Genomic DNA, 2919 nt, shown 5'->3' with positions numbered 1-2919 from the left:
AAAAGGCGTTGGCGTGTATTTTGTCACACAAAACCCGACGGATATTCCGGATAGTGTGTTGGGACAATTAGGCAACCGCATTCAACATGCTTTACGTGCATACACCGTAAAAGACCAAAAAGCGTTAAAAGCAGCTGCTGAAACGTTCCGTGATAACCCAGAATTTGATACCCGCGAAAAGCTGACGAGTTTAGGTGTGGGCGAAGCCCTGATCTCCACACTGGATGAAAAAGGTCGCCCGCAGGTGGTGCAGCAAACGCTTATCAAACCGCCACAGAGTCAGATTGGTCCCATTACTGAGCAGCAAAGACAGAGTCTGCTGAGCACGTCTTTAGTGGCCGGTGTTTATGACAAGACGCTGGATAGAGAGTCAGCCTATGAAGTGCTGGCAGAGCGTGCATTAAAAGCCCAGGAGGCTGAAAAGAATCAGCCTGAAGACGAACCCAAAACAATTAAGAGAAGGCGTGAAACCGTGCTGGAAGCCTTTGCAAAAAGTACGATGCGTGCAATTGGCAGTCAATTAGGTCGTCGAATTGTCAGAGGTATTCTGGGTTCCTTATTAGGCAAGAAATAACAAATTGAGTCTGTTTTTAAATGCCGTAGAATAGTCATGAAGATATAAGGGGAAAGATGATGATTGATACTAAGAAAATTGAAGAAGTCGTACAAAGCATCAGCAAAGCATTACCACCGGGTTTAGTGCAAATGCAGGAAGATGCTGAAAAGAATATTCGTTCAGCTCTCACCGCGACATTCACCAAGCTGGATTTAGTCACGCGTGAAGAGTTTGATGTACAGGCGCAAGTATTGTTGCGTACCCGTGAAAAGTTGGAGGCACTGGAACGACGTGTCGCCGAGTTAGAAAACCCACCTAAATAAGAGAAACACTATGTCTGAATTTACTAATGTCACGGTCACACGTGAAGCAAACGTTTATTTCGATGGTAATGTGACCAGCCGTAAAGTGACATTTGCTGATGGCAGCTACAAAACATTAGGCATTATGATGCCTGGTGAGTTTACCTTTGGTACTGAAAAAGCCGAATTGATGGAAATTATGGCAGGTAAACTGAGTTATCGATTGAAAGGAGATGCAGAGTGGATTGATGTGACAGCTGGCGAGTCCTTCAATGTGCCCGCTAACTCATCATTCGATATCCAGATTTTAGAGTTAGTGGATTACTGCTGTACTTACTTAGATTAATTTTATTTTTCTATCAGCAATAAAAAAGGCGCTTCAAGCGCCTTTTTTTATGTCTTTAAGAGAGAGCTTTATTCCCAATCATAGACTAAGTTCATTTGATACGTGGTATCAGTTGTCTCAGCGTCTTCAGCAGGTTGACTGTTATATTTGCTACGCAAGCTAGCACGTAACTTCCAGTCTTCTTTTTCAGTAATAGGCATTTCTCCACCAAAATTGGTGACAATCAGATAGTTGGTGCCAGGGCTGCTGAATGAGGGGTAGTAGGTCAGATCATGAAATAAACTGAGTTTACTGTTCATTTTGTATTTGATGTCATAGCCTAATACACCAGTTGGGTCTTTATCTTTTGTGCCATCGCTGTAGCTTTCAAAGCGATAACCCAGACCGGCGAAGCCCTTGAATTTGAGATCATCTTCACGAATGAAAAATCGACCTAAACTCGCTGCGGCAATGGCACGTAAGTCTAATTCTTCAAACTCATCAATTTCAAAGTCGGCTGAACCACGAGCAAACCACATTTCGCTGATATCACGTTCTAAAGATAGACCGGCCAGCTTTTGGTTGGCGGTTTGTTCGCCATCTTCTTTCTGGAAGTTAATTTCCATGTAGAGATTCATGCGTTCGGCATCTGTTTCACGGTTCAGCTCACCACGACCATGCGCGCCAAATCGATCTGTATTACCTGATGCGCCCGTGACACCCATTGCAATGCTGCCACTCCATGGATCACGCAGACGATTTCGTTCTTCACGTAGCGCGTTAATTGCTGTTTCATAAGACGTTTTTATGTCTTCGACTTCTTTTTCTTTGTCAGCTTTAATGGTTTCGATTTCGTCTTGATATTCTTGTTGTACAGCAAGAATTTGAGGTTTGGTGGCATCAGTAGCCCAGACGTTCTTGATATTTTTGGGGTCAATATCCACATTACCGAATGCTGTATTAGTCAGTTGCGCTTGGCCGTTATTATCAACAGATAGTTGGCCGACTATTCTGTCGCGGCTGTCTAACTCAATCAGATATTTTTTATCGGTAGTGATTTGGCTGACGCGAGCATAATCAATCGTGACTTCATTAGCGAAGGCTGTGTCCATGATTAATTGACCATTTGCGACTTGTTTTACTGTCCCTTTGAGCATACTGCCATCATCAAGAACGACTTGGTCAGCTACTGCGATATTGGTCAATGTGCTTGAAATTAATAAAAAAATAGTCCTCAAGCTAGGCTTGTACATATAAACTCCGGAGATTTGTATTAGATGAGTTGCGCACTACTAAACTAACACAAGCAACCTCGCTCGTAAAAACGCAACGCTTTTTTGTCCTTTATTTATTCGACAAGTTTCACGGCATCTCAAAAAAAGTTAGGCTAATATTTCTTTTTTACACTCAACCAAGGATGGAGTATGAGTATCGCAAAGGTTTACAGCCGTGCGGTGACAGGCATACATGCCCAAGAAGTCACAATTGAAGTGCACCTATCGAATGGTTTGCCTAGTTTGTCGATTGTAGGGATGCCAGAAACAGCGGTGAAAGAAAGTAAGGATAGGGTGCGTTCTGCCATTTTGAACTCCCAGTTTACCTTCCCCCAGCAACGTATCACTATCAATCTGGCTCCTGCAGATTTACCCAAGGAAGGCGGGCGGTTTGATTTACCCATAGCATTAGGCATCTTAGCCGCATCAAACCAGATTCCACTGCAGACAATTGCTGATAAG

At 43.3% G+C, this 2919-nt stretch carries 5 protein-coding genes; 4 read left to right on the top strand and 1 reads right to left on the bottom strand.

Features of this window, described 5'->3' with window-relative positions:
• The 3 genes from B4K20_RS13390 to B4K20_RS13380 all read left to right on the top strand — a co-directional run.
• Window positions 1-574, top strand: a 574-nt coding sequence (locus B4K20_RS13390; RefSeq protein ID WP_289283248.1) for a helicase HerA-like domain-containing protein, incomplete at its 5' end; no start/stop codon positions are given.
• A gap of 59 nt (window positions 575-633) precedes the next feature.
• Window positions 634-879 carry a ubiquinone biosynthesis accessory factor UbiK gene (gene ubiK, locus B4K20_RS13385; protein ID WP_289243476.1) on the top strand — a complete coding sequence of 82 codons (246 nt, stop codon included), beginning with the start codon at window positions 634-636 and terminating at the stop codon, window positions 877-879.
• Window positions 880-889: 10 nt separating this feature from the next.
• On the top strand, window positions 890-1204 hold the full coding sequence (locus tag B4K20_RS13380) for a pyrimidine/purine nucleoside phosphorylase (protein ID WP_289283247.1): 315 nt from the start codon (window positions 890-892) through the stop codon (window positions 1202-1204).
• A 68-nt stretch (window positions 1205-1272) separates the two neighbouring features.
• On the opposite strand, the gene B4K20_RS13375 is transcribed toward B4K20_RS13380, so the two are convergent.
• Window positions 1273-2436 (bottom strand): DUF481 domain-containing protein, encoded by a 1164-nt coding sequence (locus B4K20_RS13375; protein WP_289283246.1) that lies wholly within the window; start codon window positions 2434-2436, stop codon window positions 1273-1275.
• Between the two features lie 171 nt (window positions 2437-2607).
• Between B4K20_RS13375 and B4K20_RS13370 the strand changes: the two genes are divergently transcribed.
• A partial coding sequence (locus tag B4K20_RS13370) for a magnesium chelatase domain-containing protein (RefSeq protein ID WP_289283245.1) occupies window positions 2608-2919 on the top strand: 312 nt, incomplete at its 3' end.

It is taken from the genome of Methylophaga sp. UBA5088 (assembly GCF_002414625.1).
Classification (GTDB): domain Bacteria; phylum Pseudomonadota; class Gammaproteobacteria; order Nitrosococcales; family Methylophagaceae; genus Methylophaga; species Methylophaga marina.
Note: the sequence above shows the minus strand (reverse complement) of the source record. Positions and strands in the feature narration are given on the sequence as shown.